The organism is Photorhabdus sp. RM71S (genome assembly GCF_042879355.1).
Lineage (GTDB): Bacteria > Pseudomonadota > Gammaproteobacteria > Enterobacterales > Enterobacteriaceae > Photorhabdus > Photorhabdus kayaii.
This window is the reverse complement of the sequence record NZ_JBHFKV010000033.1, coordinates 21078-39541: the sequence shown is the minus strand read 5'-3', so window position 1 is coordinate 39541 and position 18464 is coordinate 21078. Positions and strand designations below refer to the sequence as shown.

The 18464-nt window shown below is 52.3% G+C and carries 1 protein-coding gene (only partly in view); it reads left to right on the top strand.

Annotated elements, in window-relative coordinates:
• The first annotated feature begins 410 nt into the window (after positions 1 to 410).
• Positions 411 to 18464 carry the 5' end (the start) of a non-ribosomal peptide synthase/polyketide synthase gene (locus tag ACGF5R_RS16545; protein WP_387691844.1) on the top strand. 18351 nt of this gene lie beyond the right edge of the window, so 18054 of the gene's 36405 nt are visible here — the first part of the coding sequence; the start codon lies at positions 411 to 413; its stop codon lies off the right edge, out of view.

Sequence of the window (18464 nt, the reverse complement as noted above, 5' to 3'; positions counted from 1 at the left end):
AAAATAACGTCACAAAGCGATCTAATTGCAATACATCTCGTTACAATCAATATTTTATTATATCTATCATATTGTTTTATTGTTGTGAAATAATATGCAGTGAAATTAATTGTAATTTGTAATGTTTCTCTATGGTATTGAATATAATAATGCCCTTATAGGAACGAGAATAAAATGTTTTATTTGTGTAATTAAGATAGGTTATTTGTTTGGTTATTAGTGGAATTTGTATCAAAAAATGACCGATTGGTTGTTGTTAATTGAGTGATGGCACAGTGTCTGAATATCTTGCATTGATATCGGATGTGTCCGTTTTTATTTCTTGGGGGCAAGAAGTAAGAAAGAAATATTGGTGATGGCTGTCAGGTATGACAGTTTTCAAATTTCTAACAGATTCGTTGAGGTAATAGATGAAAGGTAACATTGCTACAGCGGGAAATGTTCTTAAAGATGAAGCTCTCTCTCAGATGTCATGTGAAAATATAATTCATAATACGTATGATACATCGATTCCATCACGAATATGTGTTGTGGTAGGGGGAACGACCCTTGCAGTGTTCTGCGCCGAGCAAATTCTGGCGGCAGGGCATACCATACAAGCAGTGCTACCTACTGATACGGTTCTACAAACGTGGGCTGCCCGGCAAGGGATTGCTTGTGTGAACTCGGTTGATGCATTACAAGAACAAATCACGTCACAGCCTGTCGATTGGCTTTTCTCAATCGTCAACCCAATCATCCTGCCGGGGTCGCTCATTGAACAAATTCGTGGCAGTGCTTTTAATTATCATAATAGTCCTCTGCCACGCTATGCGGGCAGTCATGCAACCTCCTGGGCGTTGTTAGCTCGGGAGACTCATTACGCTATTTCTTGGCACTGCATTGAAGGTGGTGTAGATACTGGCGATATTGCTGTGCAATGGCCGGTATCGATTGAAGAACAGGATAACGCTTTCTCGTTGAATCTGAAGTGTTATCAGGCGGCTCAGAAAGGATTTGTTGAACTACTGAAAAATCTGGGGCGCGACGCACTGGTGACTTATCCTCAAGATCTCTCGCAACGGAGTTTTTATGCTCAGTCGCGTCGCCCCGATGGGGGGGGATATTTGTGTTGGGAGCAGTCGGCAGAAGTCCTGTCAGCTTTAGTGCGAGCATTGGATTTTGGGGAAAATTATTTAAATCCATTGGGTTGCCCGAAACTGTTACTGAGGCATGGCCCGGTACAAATTTCTTGGCTTGAGCGGTTGAACACAGGCTCTGAGGGGATACCCGGTACGTTGATTAGTGTGGAGGAGGATGCCTGGCAGGTGACGACTGGCAGTGAGGATGTGCGGATCGGGGGATTCGCTACCCTTGAAGGTGATTTGCTGTCTGCCAGAGAGCTTGCCGATATATCGGAACTTAGGCCGGGCAAACAGCTTCCTTTACTCTCCTCACAACAAGCGCAGAATGTAAAAGATACCCTGCAAACACTCGCACCCAGTGAACCATTTTGGTATAAGCGTCTTGCCTCGCTGCAACCACTCCAGTTGCCTTTTGAAATGATTGGGAAACAGGCAGAACCCCGATGGGGAATGAGTCCCTGGCAGCCTCCATTGCTAAAAAACGCTGGAGAAGATCCATTACAGGCGTTGTTGCAGGTATTCGTTATCTATCTTGCGCGTTTGACTCAGCAGACTGAACTGCAAATCGGTTGGTGTGTGGATGAGGCAAACGATAAACCAGATATATTGGCTGGGTTGTCATCGGTGGTGCCGATGGTTGTTGAGGTGGCGTTTGATAAGCCGTGGTCTGTGGTAGCTGACTGGATTGATAACGAGCTTGTCCGATTGGCGCGGCACCGCACATTTAGTCGTGATCTTCTTTCCCGTTCTCCTTCACTGCGGTCTATCCCGGAATTAAGAACAAGCCGACCATGGCAGATCGCCGTTTCTGTAATACAGGATGACAAATCGTGTGATCAGACGGTCTCTGGCGAATTGCTGACGTTCCAAATGAATGCGCAGGGCGGTTTTCGCTGGATCTATGATGAAAATCGCTTGAGTCCGGAAGTTATTCTGCGGATGAGTGAGCATTTGCAGGTACTGGCATCATCAAAAAGGATGAGTGATGAAATCCCCATTGGGCAGCTTAATTTGTTACCTGAGGCTGAACGCAAGTTGTTATTGGAAACTTGGAACGCCACGGAAACCGTCTATCCTGAGGCGTTATGTATCCATCAGTTGTTTGAACAACAAGTAGAGAAAAAACCGGAGGCAACGGCACTGATAGCTGGAGATAGAATCTTCAGTTATATGGAACTGAATACCCGCGCCAATCGGTTAGCTCGTCAACTCATCGCACAAGGGGTGTGCCCCGGTGATCATGTTGCGTTTCTGCTTGCGCGCTCTATGGAGCTGGTGGTAGCCCAATTGGCGATTCTCAAAGCCGGTGCCGTTTATGTGCCGATTGATCCCAGTGTGCCGGATGAGCGGAAAAACTGGCTGATAAATGATTGTTCCGCCAGATTATTGCTCACTGATACACAGGTGGATATTCCGGCTAACTTGGCTGTGCCGCTGTTTTGTCTCTCGGATGAGACAGACACGAGCTGTGAAGAAGATCGCATCAATCCTGACTTACCGCGTTCCAGCACTGAGTTAGCGTATATCATGTACACCTCCGGTTCTACCGGGACACCTAAAGGGGTTTTGGTGCCGCATCGTGCGGTAGTCCGGCTGGTTATCAATAATGGTTATGCTGAAATTGGACCGGATGATCGAGTGGCTTTTGCCGCTAATCCGGCTTTTGATGCCAGCACGTTTGAAGTCTGGGCGCCGTTGCTTAATGGTGGCGCATTAGTGGTTGTTGATCATGCCACTTTGCTGACGCCGCAGGCGTTTGTACAGGCTTTACAGATTCAGCGAATGACGGTTCTGTGGTTGAGTGTCGGGTTGTTTAACCGGCTGGCAGCGGAACTGTCTCCGGTTTTGCCGCAGATAAAGCTTTTGATTGTCGGCGGAGATGCCCTTGATCCCCATGTTGTCGGTCAGGTACTGCGCACCAGCCCGCCACAACAGCTATTAAATGGCTATGGGCCAAGTGAAGGCACCACCTTTACGGCAACATATCGAATCAATGCAGTCGCACCGGGAGCGACCAATATCCCGATCGGCCGACCGGTAGCCAACACGCGGGTTTATCTGTTGGATACTTGTGGTCAGCCGGTGCCGTTAGGGGGAGTCGGGGAGATTTATGTGGGTGGAGATGGGGTGGCCTGTGGTTATCTTAATCGGCCTGAATTGACCGCCGAGCGTTTCCTTACCGATCCGTTCAGTGATAACCCGGATGCTCACCTGTACCGCACCGGGGATTTGGCCCGCTATCTGCCGGACGGCAATCTGGAATTCTTGGGCCGAAACGATCAGCAGGTTAAAATCCGCGGCTTCCGCGTTGAACTCGGGGAAATTGAAGCCCGGTTAGCAGAGCACTCAACGGTGCGTGAAGCGGCGGTGTTGGCTCGGGGGGACGGGCAGGATAAACGGCTGGTGGCCTATGTGGTGGCGGAAGCCCATGACGGGCTGGCGAACAGTCTGCGTGCTCATCTGCAAGCTATTTTGCCTGACTATATGGTGCCGTCAGCCTTTGTGCGGCTGGATGCGTTTCCGCTAACGCCGAACGGTAAATTGGATCGTCGTGCACTACCGGCACCTGACAGTGAAGCCTTTGCCCGTCAGACTTACGAAGCGCCTCAGGGAGAAACAGAAATTGCGCTGGCGGCGATTTGGCGTGAATTACTGGGAATTGAGCAGATAAGCCGGTATGACAGCTTTTTTGCTCTGGGTGGTCATTCGCTACTCGCGATACGGGTGGTTGAACGCCTGCGTCACTTGGGATTGACACTGACGGCGCGTGATCTGTTCCAATCGCCGGTGCTGTCAGATCTGGCTCAAACGTTGGGACAGCATCAGGCTGTGATCGTACCGCCTAACGTTATTACGCCAGCAACTACGGCGCTGACGCCGGCGATGTTGCCGCTGATTGATTTGACTCAGGCTGACATTGACCGCATCGTCGGGCAGGTGCCGGGCGGGATCGCTAATATTCAGGATATCTATGCTCTGTCGCCGTTGCAGGACGGTATTTTGTTCCACCACTTACTGGCAAACGAAGGTGATCCGTATCTGTTGACGGGGCAAATGGCTTTTGCTGATCGGGTTCTGTTGGATCGTTATCTGGCGGTGGTGCAACGGGTGGTTGATCGCCACGATATCTTACGTACTGCTTTTATCTGGCAAGGATTGTCAGTACCGGCGCAGGTAGTCTGGCGTCAGGCCACTTTATCGGTGACTGAACTGACATTAAACCTGGTTGATGGTCCGGTCAGTGAGCAGTTAATCCGGCAGTTTGATCCGCGTCATCATCGTCTCGACCTGAACGAAGCGCCGTTATTGCGTTTTGTGGTGGCGCAGGAAACCGATGGCCGTTGGATACTGCTGCAATTGCTGCATCACCTGATTGGCGACCATGAAACGATGGAAGTGATGCACCGCGAAGTCCAGACGTATCTAATGGGTCAGGAGGAGAGCCTGCCTGTTCCGGTACCTTTCCGCAATCTGGTGGCTCAGGCCCGACTGGGGGTAAGTCAGGAAGAACATACCCGTTTCTTTACCGAAATGCTGGCGGAGGTGGATGAACCGACGCTGCCATTCGGGTTGACAGAGGTGCACCGCGACGGCTCACAGGTGACGGAATCCCACCGGATGTTGGCGCCTGAGTTGAATGATCGTCTGCGCGGTCAGGCTCGGCGTTTAGGGGTCAGTCTGGCGGCATTGTGTCATTTGGCTTGGGCACAGGTGTTGTCGCGTACCAGTGGTCAGGAACAAGTGGTGTTCGGCACCGTGCTGTTTGGGCGTATGCAGGCAGCGGATGGCGCCGACAACGGCATGGGGTTGTTTATTAATACCTTGCCATTGCGGTTGGATATCGATGAAACCCCGGTACGGGAAAGTGTACAGGCTGCCCAGGCCCGATTGGCTGGATTATTAGCGCATGAGCATGCGTCACTGGCGCTGGCTCAGCGGTGCAGTGGGGTTGCCAGCGGTACGCCGCTTTTTAGTGCCTTGCTGAACTATCGGCATAATGCCTTATCGGCAGCATCAGATGAACTGATTGGCGGTATTGAATTCCTTGGCATACAGGAGCGAACTAACTACCCGTTAGTGCTGTCAGTGGAGGATTTTGGCGATGCTCTGGGACTGACCGCTCAGGTAGTGCAACCGTTTGAGTCAGAACGGATATGCGGCTATATGCAACGGACGCTAGAAAGTCTGGTGGAGGCTCTTGAGCAAGCCCCGGATATGGCTGTTCGGGCATTGGAAATTCTGCCAGAAGCGGAACAGACGTTGCTGTTAAAAAGCTGGAACGCCACGGAAACCGCCTATCCTGATCAGTTATGTATCCATCAGTTGTTTGAACAACAGGTGGAGAAAACGCCTGACGCGATAGCATTAGTGTATGAAGATCAGACCCTTAGTTATGCCGAATTAAATGCCCGCGCTAACCGGTTGGCTCGTCAGCTCATCGAACAAGGGGTGTGTCCCGGTGAGCATGTTGCGCTTTTGCTCGCTCGCTCGGTGGAACTGGTGATAGCCCAATTGGCAATTCTCAAAGCTGGCGCTGTTTACGTGCCGATAGATCCCAATGTGCCGGATGAGCGGAAAAACTGGCTAATAAGTGATTGTGCAGCCAAGTTACTGCTCACCGATACGCGGGTGGATATTCCGGCGGATCTGGCTGTGCCGCTGTTTCGTCTCTCGGATGAGACAGATACAGACAACGAGGAAGATCGCCTTAACCTTGACTTACCGCGTTCCAGCACTGAGTTAGCGTATATCATGTACACCTCTGGCTCTACCGGGATACCTAAAGGCGTATTGGTGCCGCATCGTGCGGTGGTCCGGCTGGTGATCAACAATGGCTATGCTGAAATCGAACCAGATGACCGAGTGGCCTTTGCCGCTAACCCTGCTTTCGATGCCAGCACGTTTGAAGTCTGGGCTCCATTGCTTAATGGTGGCGCGTTAGTGGTCGTTGATCACGCCACTTTGCTGACGCCGTTAGAGTTTGTACAGGTTCTACAGATTCAACAAATTACTGTTCTGTGGTTGAGTGTCGGATTGTTTAACCAGCTAGTAGAAGAATTGTCTCCGGTTTTGCCGCAGATAAGGTTCTTGATTGTTGGGGGAGATGCCCTTGATCCGCATGTCATCGGTCAGGTACTGCGCACGAGTCCGCCACAGCAGCTATTAAATGGTTATGGGCCGAGTGAAGGCACCACCTTTACGACCACATACCGTATCAATGCAGTAGCACCGGAAGCGACCAACATCCCGATTGGCCGACCGGTAGCCAACACGCGGGTTTATCTGTTGGATATCTATGGTCAGCCGGTGCCGCTGGGGGTGGTCGGAGAGATTTATGTGGGGGGAGATGGGGTGGCCTGTGGTTACCTTAATCGTCCTGAATTGACCGCTGAGTGTTTCCTTGTCGATCCATTCAGTGATAACCCGGATGCCCGGATGTACCGCACTGGGGATTTGGCGCGTTATCTGCCAGACGGCAATCTGGAATTTCTGGGCCGTAACGATCAGCAGGTTAAAATCCGCGGTTTCCGCATTGAACCAAAGGAAATTGAGGCCCGGTTAGCCGAGCATCCAACGGTGCGTGAAGTGGCGGTGTTGGTACAGGGGGAAGGTCAGAATAAACGGCTGGTGGCCTATGTGGTGGAATCAGAGGATGACGGGCTGGTGGACAGCCTGCATACTCACCTGAGCACTATTTTACCTGACTATATGGTGCCAACGGCCTTTGTGCGGCTGGATGCTTTTCCGTTGACGCCAAACGGTAAGTTGGATCATCGGGCGTTACCGGCGCCGGACAATGAAATTGTTGCCCGTCAGGTTTACGCTGAGCCCCAGGGAGAAACAGAAATAGCGCTGGCGGCAATTTGGCGTGAATTATTGGGCATTGAGCAAATAAGTCGGTATGACAGCTTTTTTGCCTTGGGTGGTCATTCGTTGCTCGCTGTACGTATGATTGGACGCTTGCGTCACTTGGGATTGACACTGACGGCGCGTGATCTGTTCCAGTCGCCGGTGCTGTCAGATCTGGCGCAAACATTAGGACAGCATCAGGCTGTGAAAGTGCCGCCTAACGTCATTATGCCAGCAACCACAGAGTTGACGCCGGCAATGTTGCCGCTGATTGATTTGACTCAGGCTGATATTGACTGCATCGTCGGGCAGGTGCCGGGAGGGGTAACCAATATTCAGGATATCTATGCCCTGTCGCCATTGCAGGATGGCATTTTGTTCCACCATTTGCTGGAGAATGAAGGTGATCCCTATCTATTGTTCAGTCAGATGGCCTTTGCTGACCGGGCGCTGTTGGATCGTTATCTGGCAGCGGTTCAGCGGGTGGTTGATCGCCACGATATTCTGCGTACCGCTTTTATCTGGCAAGGATTGTCAGTCCCGGCGCAGGTAGTCTGGCGTCAGGCCACCTTATCGGTGACGGAACTAACACTAAACCCGATTGATGGTCCGGTCAGTGAGCAGTTAACCCAGCGTTTTGATCCGCGTCAGCATCGTATTGATTTGAGGGAAGCACCGCTATTACGTTTTGTGGTGGCACAAGAAACTGATGGCCGTTGGGTTCTTTTGCAACTGCTGCATCACCTGATTGGCGACCATGAAACGATGGAAGTGATGCACCGTGAAGTGCAGGCGTATCTGGCAGGTCAGGAGGAGAGCCTGCCTACACCGGCACCTTTCCGTAATCTGGTAGCGCAGGCCCGGTTGGGGATGAGTCAGGAGGAACATACCCGTTTCTTTACTGGCATGTTAGCCGGGGTGGATGAACCCACGTTACCGTTCGGGTTGACGGAAGTGCATCGTGATGGCTCGCAGGTGGCTGAATCTCACCGGATGTTAGCGCCTGAGCTAAATAACCGTTTGCGCAGTCAGGCCCGACGTTTGAGTGTTAGTCTGGCGACCTTGTGTCATCTGGCTTGGGCACAGGTGTTGTCGCGTACCAGCGGGCAAGATCAAGTGGTGTTCGGCACGGTGCTGTTTGGGCGTATGGCGGCGGGAGATGGGGCTGACAATGGCATGGGGCTGTTTATTAATACTTTGCCGTTACGGTTGGATATGGATGAGACCCCGGTACGGGAGAGTGTGCAGGTTGCCCATACCCGATTGGCCGGATTATTGGCGCATGAACATGCATCACTGGCGCTGGCCCAGCGTTGCAGCGGCGTACAGGGTGAGATCCCCCTCTTTAACAGCTTGCTGAACTATCGGCACAATACTTTGCCGGTAACGTCAGATGATTTGATGAACGGTATTGAGTTTCTTGGCGCACAGGAGCGGACCAACTATCCGTTAATGCTATCGGTAGAAGATTTTGGTGATGCTCTGGGGCTGACGGCTCAAGTAGTGCGGCCGTTTGAGCCGGAAAGCTTGTGCGGTTATATGCAGCAAGCGCTGGAGAGTTTGGTGACAGCGCTGGAACAGGCCCCGCAAATGCCGGTACGACAGTTGGAAATTCTGCCGGAAGCGGAGCGTACCTTGTTGTTAACAACTTGGAATGCCACGGAAGCCGCTTATCCTGACCAGTTGTGCATTCATCAATTATTTGAACAACAGGTGGAGCAAACCCCTGACGCGACAGCGTTAGTGTATCAAGAGCAAACGCTCAGTTATGCTGAATTAAATGCCCGTGCCAACCGCCTGGCCCATCAACTTATCGCACTGGGCGTCGTACCTGACCAACGGGTAGCGATTTGTGTGACGCGTTCACCGGCAATGGTGGTGGGATTGTTGGCGGTGATGAAAGCGGGCGGGGCTTATGTGCCGCTAGACCCGGCTTATCCTGGCGCGCGTCTGGCTCATATTCTAACCGATGCTGCTCCGGCCGTGGTGCTGGCAGATGAAGCTGGCTGGGTTGCACTGGGTGAGGAAGCGCTGACCAGACTGACAGTACTTAACCCAAATACTTTGCCTGATCAACCGGATTGTAATCCACAGGTACCTGCGCTGACTTCCCGGCATTTGGCCTATGTGATTTATACCTCAGGCTCCACGGGGGTGCCCAAAGGGGTGATGATTGAGCACCGTAATACGGTTAACTTCCTGCATTGGGCACAGCAGGCTTTTGAAACGGAAGCGATCCGTGAGGTGCTTTTCTCAACGTCGATGAATTTCGACCTGTCAATTTTTGAATGTTTTATGCCGTTATCTCGCGGTGCGGCGATTTATCTGGTGGGTGATGCGCTGTCATTGATGCAGCATACCCTGCCGGTGACCTTGATCAACTCAGTCCCGTCTGCGATGAAACCATTATTGCAGGCTAGGGCGCTGATGGCGTCGGTTCATACTGTCAATCTGGCGGGGGAACCGCTGAAAGGCGCCTTAATTGAGCAGATTTTCGAAGACACGCAAATAGAGCGGTTGTGTAATCTCTATGGACCTTCTGAAACAACAACCTATTCTGCTTGGTTGCCGATACAGCGGGGTGACAGGATCATTGAAAGTATCGGCCGTCCGATAGCCAACACCTACCTTTACTTACTGGACGAATATGGTCAACCGGTGCCGTTGGGGGTGGTGGGGGAAATTTATATTGGGGGAGCGGGCGTGGCGCGTGGCTACCTCAATCGCCCTGACTTGACGGCAGAACGGTTCCTGATTGATCCATTTAGTGATGTGCCGGATGCCCGGATGTACCGCACCGGGGATTTAGCCCGTTATTTGCCGGACGGTAATCTGGGATTCCTGGGCCGTAACGATCAGCAGGTTAAAATCCGTGGCTTCCGCATTGAACCGGGGGAAATTGAATCTCGGTTGGTGGAACATCCGGCGGTGAGTGAATCGGTGGTATTGGCACAGGGGGAAGGGCAGGAAAAACGGCTGGTGGCCTATGTGGCGGCAGAAGCTCACGAGGGGTTGATTAACAGTTTACGTGAACATCTGAGCATTCAGTTGCCTGATTACATGGTGCCGTCGGCCTTTGTACGGCTGGATGCGTTTCCGTTAACGCCGAACGGTAAATTGGATCGTCAAGCGCTGCCGGCGCCAGACAATGAAGCCGTGGCCCGTCAGGTTTATGAGGCGGCACAGGGAGAAATGGAAATGGCTCTGGCGGTGATTTGGCGTGAAGTTCTGGGCGTTGAACAGATCAGCCGGTATGACAATTTCTTTGCCTTGGGCGGCCATTCGTTGCTGGCGGTACGGGTGATGAATCGGGTAGCCGCTTTGGGTATTGAATTGCCGCTAACCACCCTGTTTAAATTCCCTTCGTTAAGGGCATTTGCTGAGGCTATGCAGACCCGAAAGGAGCAACCGGGTACTATCCTGCCAGCCATTGTGCCGATATCCCGTGAAGGGGAATTACCGTTGTCATTTGCGCAACAGCGCTTGTGGTTCTTGGCACAACTTGAGGGCGTCAGTGAAACTTATCATATTCCGATGGCCCTGCGTTTGTGTGGTGAGTTGGATGTCATGGCCTGGCAAAAGGCGCTGGATACCTTGTTTGCCCGTCATGAAGCGTTACGTTCTATCTTTGTCTCTGTAGATGGTCAGCCGCAAGTACGGCTGTTGGAACCGGATAGCGGCTTACTGTTATCTCAATATGACCTGCGCGGAGTTTCGGATGCTGATGAAGTTCTTGAGCGCCTGAGTACGGAGGAGGCCCACGCGTCATTTGACCTCGAAAGCGGCCCGCTTATCCGTTCGGCTCTCATCCGGATCACTGATGACGAATATCAGTTTTTGCTGACTTTGCACCACATTATTTCCGATGGCTGGTCTGCCAATGTGCTGATACAGGAATTGAATGCGCTCTATACGGCGTTTATGGCCGGACAATCCGATCCCTTGCCGCCATTGGCGATTCAATACCCGGATTACGCCGCCTGGCAGCGTCAGTGGCTGTCGGCTGAACGTATTCAGGTTCAGTCTGACTATTGGCGTGCAATGCTGGCTGACGCGCCGGTTCTGTTGGATTTGCCTACTGATCGGCCTCGTCCACTGGAGCAGTCGTTTGCCGGAGATGCCGTGCTGGTTGATCTGGATGTGGAATTAACAACGGCCCTTAAGCGCCTGAGTGAACAGCAGGGCGTCACCTTATTTATGACGTTGTTGTCAGCCTGGGGGATAGTCTTGTCGCGCCTGTCAGGTCAGGAAGATGTGGTGATTGGAACGCCGAGCGCGGGCCGTAGTCGTCGGGAAGTGGAGCCGTTGATTGGCTTCTTTGTCAATACGCTGGCGTTGCGCATGGATTTATCGGGTGAACTGTCTGTGACGGAATTACTGGCGCGAGTCCGGCAAACCGCATTGTCGGCACAGGAGTATCAGGATTTACCGTTTGAGCAGGTGGTGGAAATCGTGCAACCGCCGCGCCGACTGGCGCATACCCCGTTATTCCAGGTGATGTTTGCCTGGCAAAACAATGAAAGCACGGAATGGGGATTACCGGGGCTGGCGGTGTCGCCGGTCGATCAAGCCGTTGATGCTGTCAAGTTTGATCTTGAGCTCAACCTGTTAGAAGAGGAAGGCAGGATTGTTGGGGCGTTGAGTTATGCCACGGCTCTGTTTGATCTATCGACAATGGAACGGCAAGTGGGATATCTGCATGCGGTGCTGCAAGCGATGGTGGCTAACCCTCAAAAGCCGGTCGGAGAAATTGATATTCTATCTCCGGCAGAGCGCAGGTTGTTGCTGGAAACTTGGAATGCCACGGCAACCGCCTATCCTGAGACGTTATGTGTTCATCAATTGTTTGAACAACAGGTGGAGAAAACGCCAGAGGCGGTGGCCTTGGTGTGTGAAGGGCAGACCCTCAGTTATGCCGAATTAAATGCTCATGCTAACCGGTTGGCTCATCAGCTTATTACACTAGGGGTAGAGCCGGATCAGCGGGTGGCGATTTGCGTGTCGCGTTCACCGGCAATGGTAGTGGGATTGTTAGCGGTGATGAAAGCGGGCGGGGCTTATGTGCCGCTAGACCCGACTTATCCTGGCGGGCGGCTGGCGCATATTTTGACCGATGCTGCCCCTACCGTGGTGCTGGCGGATAAGGCAGGCTGGTCTGCATTGGGCGAGGAAGCGCTGACCGGACTCGTAGTGCTGGACCCGAATACCTTGTCTGAACAGCCGGACAGTAACCCACAGGTACCTGCGCTGACTTCGCGGCATCTGGCCTATGTGATTTATACCTCTGGTTCCACTGGGGTGCCCAAAGGGGTGATGATTGAGCACCGCAATACGGTTAACTTCCTGTACTGGGCGCAGCAGGCTTTTGAAACGGAAGCGATCCGCGAGGTGCTTTTCTCAACGTCGATGAATTTCGACCTGTCCATTTTTGAATGTTTTATGCCGTTGTCCCGTGGCGCGGCGATTTATCTGGTGGAAGATGCGCTGTCATTGATGCAGCATGCCTTGCCGGTAACCTTGATCAACTCAGTTCCGTCAGCGATGAAACCGTTATTGCAGGCTCAGGCGCTGATGGAATCGGTTCATACTGTCAATCTGGCGGGGGAACCGCTTAAGGGCGCCTTAATTGAGCAGATTTTTGCAGAAACACAAATACAGCGGTTATGTAATCTCTATGGACCTTCTGAAACGACAACCTATTCTGCCTGGTTGCCGATACAGCGGGGTGACCGGATTATTGAAAGTATTGGCCGTCCGATAGCCAACACCTGTCTTTACTTACTGGACGAGTATGGTCAACCGGCCCCGTTGGGCACGGTGGGGGAAATGTATATCGGGGGCGTGGGAGTGGCGCGTGGCTACCTTAATCGCCCAGACTTGACGGCGGAACGTTTCCTGATTGATCCGTTTAGTGAGGTGCCGGATGCCCGGATGTATCGCACCGGAGATTTAGCCCGTTATTTGCCGGATGGTAATCTGGAGTTCCTGGGCCGTAACGACCAGCAGGTTAAAATTCGCGGTTTCCGCATTGAACCGGGGGAAATTGAATCCCGATTAGTGGAACACCCGGCGGTGAGTGAATCGGTGGTATTGGCACAGGGGGAAGGGCAGGAAAAACGGCTGGTGGCCTATGTGGTGGCAGAAGCTCACGAGGGGTTGATTAACAGTGTACGTGAACATCTGAGTATTCAATTGCCCGATTACATGGTGCCATCGGCCTTTGTGCGGCTGGATGCGTTTCCGTTAACACCTAACGGTAAGCTGGATCGCCAATCGTTGCCAACGCCGGACAATGAAGCCGTGGCCCGTCAGGTTTATGAAGCGCCTCAGGGAGAAATGGAAATGGCTCTGGCGGCGATTTGGCGTGAAGTCTTAGGTGTTGAACAGATCAGCCGGCATGACAATTTCTTTGCTCTGGGCGGCCATTCATTGCTGGCGGTGCGGGTAATGAACCGGGTAGCCGCTTTGGGTATTGAACTGCCATTAACCACCCTGTTTAAGTCTCCTTCGTTAAAGGCATTTGCTGAGGTTATGCAGGCCCGGAAGGGACAACCGGGTACTATCCTGCCCGCCATCGTGCCGATATCCCGTGAAGGAGAATTACCATTATCATTTGCTCAACAGCGCTTGTGGTTCTTGGCGCAGCTTGAGGGCGTCAGTGAGACATATCATATCCCAATGGCCCTGCGCTTGTGTGGTCAATTGGATATCATGGCTTGGCAGAAGGCATTGGATACCTTATTTGCCCGTCATGAAGCGTTACGTTCTGTCTTTGTCTCTATTGATGGTCAACCGCAAGTGCGGTTGTTGGCACCAAATAGTGGCTTACTGTTATCTCAATATGACCTGCGCGGGATACCGGATGCTGATGTTATTCTTGAGCGTCTGAGCGTAGAGGAAGCCCACGCATCATTTGATCTTGAAAGTGGCCCACTTATTCGTGCGGCTCTCATCCGGCTCACCGATGATGAATATCAGTTTTTGCTGACTTTGCATCACATTATTTCCGATGGCTGGTCTGCCAATGTGCTGATACAGGAACTGAACACGCTCTATACGGCATTTATGGACGGGCAATCCGATCCATTGCCGCCGTTGGCGATCCAATACCCAGATTACGCCGCCTGGCAGCGTCAGTGGTTGTCGGCTGAGCGTATTCAGGTTCAGTCTGACTATTGGCGTGCAATGCTGGCTGACGCACCGGTTCTGTTGGATTTGCCTACTGATCGGCCTCGTCCACTGGAGCAGTCGTTTGCCGGAGATGCCGTGCTGGTTGATCTGGATGTGGAATTAACAACGGCCCTGAAACGTCTGAGTGAGCAGCAGGGCGTCACCTTATTCATGACGTTGTTGTCAGCTTGGGTGGTGGTTCTGTCACGTTTGTCAGATCAGGACGATGTGGTGATTGGCACACCGAGCGCGGGCCGTAGTCGTCAGGAAGTGGAGCCGTTGATTGGCTTCTTTGTCAATACGCTGGCATTGCGCATGGATTTATCGGGTGAGTTGACCGTGAGTGAGTTGCTGGCGCGAGTTCGACAAACCGCATTGGCGGCACAGGAGCATCAGGATTTACCGTTTGAACAGGTGGTGGAAATTGTACAGCCGCCGCGCCGGTTGGCGCATACGCCGTTGTTCCAGGTGATATTTGCCTGGCAGAACAATGAGAGCACGGACTGGGAACTGCCGAAGCTGGCCGTCTCACCGGTCGATCAAGCCGTTGATGTTGTCAAGTTTGATCTTGAACTGGGCTTGTCAGAAGAGGAGGGCAGGATTGTTGGGGCGTTGAATTATGCCACCGCCCTGTTTGATTCGGCGACGATGGAACGACAGGTGGAATATCTGCATGCGGTGCTGCAAGCGATGGCGGCTAACCCTCAACAGCTCATCGGAGAAATTGATATCTTGTCCCCTGCGGAGCGCAGGTTGTTGCTGGAAACTTGGAATGCCACGGAAACCGCCTATCCTGAGACATTGTGTATTCATCAATTGTTTGAACAACAGGTAGAGCAAACCCCTGACGCGATAGCATTAGTGTATGAAGAGCAGACCCTCAGTTATGCCGAATTAAATACCCGTGCTAACCAGTTGGCCCATCAGCTTATCGCACTGGGCGTTGTACCCGATCAGCCAGTAGCGATTTGTGTGTCGCGTTCACCGGCAATGGTGGTAGGAGTATTGGCAATACTGAAAGCCGGTGGTGCCTATGTGCCGTTGGACCCGGTTTATACCGGGGAGCGTTTGGCACATATTCTGACTGATGCCGCTCCGATTATTGTGCTGGCGGATGATACCGGACGTAGTGCGCTGGATGAAAAGACGCTTGCTGCGCTAACTGTGCTCGATCCTAATATTTTGCCTGATCAGCCGGATGGTAACCCACAGGTACCGGCATTAACCGCACAGCATCTGGCTTATATAATTTATACCTCGGGTTCGACCGGGACGCCGAAGGGGGTGATGGTCGAGCATCGTAATATCCAGCGTTTGTTTGACGCGACGGAATCCTGGTATCATTTTAACCAGCAAGATGTTTGGTGTCTGTTCCATTCCATCGCGTTTGACTTCTCGGTATGGGAATTATGGGGAGCGTTACGCTATGGCGCTAAACTGGTTCTGGTGCCGCACGCGATCGCTCGCTCCCCTCAAGAGCTACATCAATTCGTGTGTCAGCACGGTATCACCGTATTGAATCAGACGCCGAGCGCTTTCAAAGCCTTTATTGCCAGTTATGTTGACAACCCATTGTCGGATCAGTTGCGTTATATCATCTTTGGGGGAGAAGCCCTCGATCCGGGTATGTTGCGACCGTGGTATCACCTGCGTGAAGAGACGTCACCAAGGTTAGTGAATATGTACGGCATCACGGAGACAACGGTTCATGTGACTTATCGGGAGCTGAATCCACATGATGTGGAACAGATAACCAGCCCTATTGGTGCACGTATTCCAGATTTAACTCTCTATCTGTTGGATAAATACGGTCAGCCGGTGCCGTTGGGGACAATAGGAGAGTTGTATGTTGGGGGGGCCGGTGTAGCACGAGGTTATCTGAATCGCTCTGAACTGACGGCGGAACGTTTCCTGATTGATCCGTTTAGTGATCAATCGGGTGCCCGCATGTACCGTACCGGAGATTTGGCCCGTTACCTGCCGGAGGGGGATTTAGTGTTTGTGGGTCGCAACGACCAACAAGTTAAAATCCGCGGTTTCCGCATTGAACCGGGGGAAATTGAGGCCCGACTGCTGGAACACCCGGCAGTGAGTGAATCGGTGGTGTTGGCATTGGGGCAAGGGCAAGATAAGCGTCTGGTTGCTTATGTCGTGGCGCCGGCGGATGATGGGCTGGCGAATAGCCTGCGTACCCATTTGAGCGCCATTTTACCGGATTATATGGTGCCAACAGCCTTTGTGCGGCTGGATGCGTTTCCATTAACGCCGAACGGTAAATTGGATCGTCGAGCCTTGCCGGCACCGGATGGTGAAGCTTTTGCTCGTCAGGTTTATGCGGCACCGCAAGGGGAAACGGAAATTGCATTAGCGGCCATTTGGTGTGAGTTGTTAGATATTGAACAGGTCAGTCGGCACGATAGTTTCTTCGCACTGGGTGGTCATTCTCTGCTAGCGGTACGGATGATTGAACGTTTGCGTCATCTGGGGCTGACACTGGCGGTCCGTGATCTATTTCAGTCTCCGGTGTTGTCTGAACTGGCGCAAACGTTGGGACAGCACCGGGCTGTGGTGGTGCCGCCGAATGTGATTACGCCAGCGACGACGACACTCACGCCGGGGATGTTGCCGCTGATAGATCTGACTCAAGCTGATATTGATTGCCTCATAGGGCAAGTGCCGGGCGGGGTGGCTAATATTCAGGATATTTACGCCCTGTCACCGTTGCAGGACGGTATTTTGTTCCACCACTTACTGGCAAACGAAGGTGATCCGTATCTGGTGGTCAGCCAGATGGTGTTTGCTGATCGTTCTTTGCTAGACCGTTATTTGGCGGCGGTGCAACAGGTGATTGAACGTCACGATATCCTACGGACCGCTTTTCTCTGGCAGGGATTATCTGTGCCGGTTCAGGTAGTCTGGCGTCAGGCACCTTTATCGGTCATTGAATTGATGTTCGACCCGGCTGATGGGGCGATTTGTGATCAATTGACTCAACGTTTTAATCCCTGTCATTATCGTCTTGACCTGAATCAAGCGCCGTTGTTGCAGTTTGTGGTGGCTCAGGAAACCGATGGCCGCTGGCGAGTATTGCAATTGCAGCACCACCTGATTGGCGACCATACGACGATGGAGGTCATGAACCAGGAGATTCAAGCGTATCTTATCGGGCAAGGGAATAGCCTGCCCGTTCCGGTACCTTTTCGTAATTTGATTGCTCAGGCACGGTTGGGGGTTAATCAGGCAGAGTATATCCGCTTCTTTACCGACATGCTGGCTGAGGTGGATGAACCCACGTTACCCTTTGGATTGACAGAGGTGCATCGTAATGGCTTGCAGATGACGGAATCACACCAAATGTTATCTCAGGTGTTGAATGATCGTCTGCGCAGTCAGGCGAGACGTCTGGGCGTCAGTTTGGCAACTTTGTGTCATTTGGCTTGGGCACAAGTGTTGTCGCGTACCGGTGGTCAGGAGAAAGTGGTATTCGGTACCGTGCTATTTGGGCGCATGGCGGCGGGGGAAGGCGCTGACAGTGGCATGGGGCTATTTATCAATACCTTGCCGTTGCGGCTGGATATCGATGATACCCCGGTACAGGACAGTGTACGGGCAGCACACGCCCGATTAGCCGAATTGTTAGATTATGAGCATGCTTCATTAGCATTAGCCCAGCGTTGCAGCAGGGTACAGGGTGAAATGCCACTCTTTAGTGCTTTGTTGAACTATCGACATAACTCATTGGCGGTGGTTTCGGATGAAACCATGAGTGGTATCGAATTCCTTGGTGGGCAAGAGAGTAGTAACTATCCGTTTTCCTTGTCGGTGGAAGATTTTGGTGATGCACTGGGGTTAACGGCTGAAGTTGTCCAGCCATATGAACCGGAACGAGTATGCGGCTATATGCGGCAGGCACTGGAAAATCTGGTGGAGGCGCTTGAGTCGGCTCTGGAGACACCGGTACGGACACTAGGCATTCTGCCTGAGGATGAACGCACGTTATTGCTGGAAACTTGGAACGCCACGGAAACCCCGTATCCTGACCCGTTATGTATTCATCAGTTGTTTGAACAACAGGTAAAGAAAAATCCTGATGCTACAGCGCTAATGTATCAGGAACAAACTCTCAGCTATGCAGAGTTGAATGCCCGTGCTAATCGACTGGCTCATCAACTGATTGCGCTCGGTGTAATACCCGATCAGCAGGTGGTGATTTGTGTAACACGTTCACCTGCGATGGTAGTGGGCGTGCTGGCGGTGTTGAAAGCCGGGGCAGCTTATGTGCCATTGGACCCCGCTTATCCGGGTGAGCGTCTGTCTTAT